The organism is Kitasatospora putterlickiae (genome assembly GCF_039527695.1).
GTDB lineage: Bacteria > Actinomycetota > Actinomycetes > Streptomycetales > Streptomycetaceae > Kitasatospora > Kitasatospora putterlickiae.
In genome coordinates this window covers 11280-11697 of sequence record NZ_BAAAKJ010000169.1, presented here as the reverse complement: position 1 = coordinate 11697, position 418 = coordinate 11280, and the positions used below count along the sequence as shown (strand labels likewise).

General features: G+C 78.9%; 1 protein-coding gene. It reads right to left on the bottom strand.

Annotated elements, in window-relative coordinates:
* Positions 1-258: 258 nt before the first annotated feature.
* On the bottom strand, positions 259-418 hold a 160-nt coding region (locus ABD308_RS17455; protein ID WP_344335383.1), incomplete at its 5' end, for a 2-thiouracil desulfurase family protein.

Below are 418 nucleotides of genomic sequence, written 5' to 3'. Positions count from 1 at the left end.
GGGGGCGGCCGCCGACATGTCCTTGGTGCCCCCGCTGTCCCGGTCCGCCCCGCAGCCCGCCACCAGCGCCGCCGTCACGGCGACCGCCGCCAGCGCCCCCGCTCTGCGCCGTCCTCTTCCCACCGTCGGGCCCTCCCCGCGTCGACTGTCCCGTGCCCCCTCCGGGGCATCCGGACCATTCGACGGGCGCCGGCCCGGATCGGATCCGCCCGGGAGGTCGCAGCTTGATCACGGCTCGGCTGCGGAGCGGACAAGGTGTCAGGCCGGCTCCACCGCGATCCCCGCCCGCCGCAGCAGCGCCGCCGTCACCCCGTCGCCCGGCCGCAGCGTCCCGCCGAAGGTCCCGTCGTACACCTGCCCGCAGCCGCAGGACGGGCTGCGGGCCATCAGCACCGCCCGCCGCGCCCCCGCCGCCTCG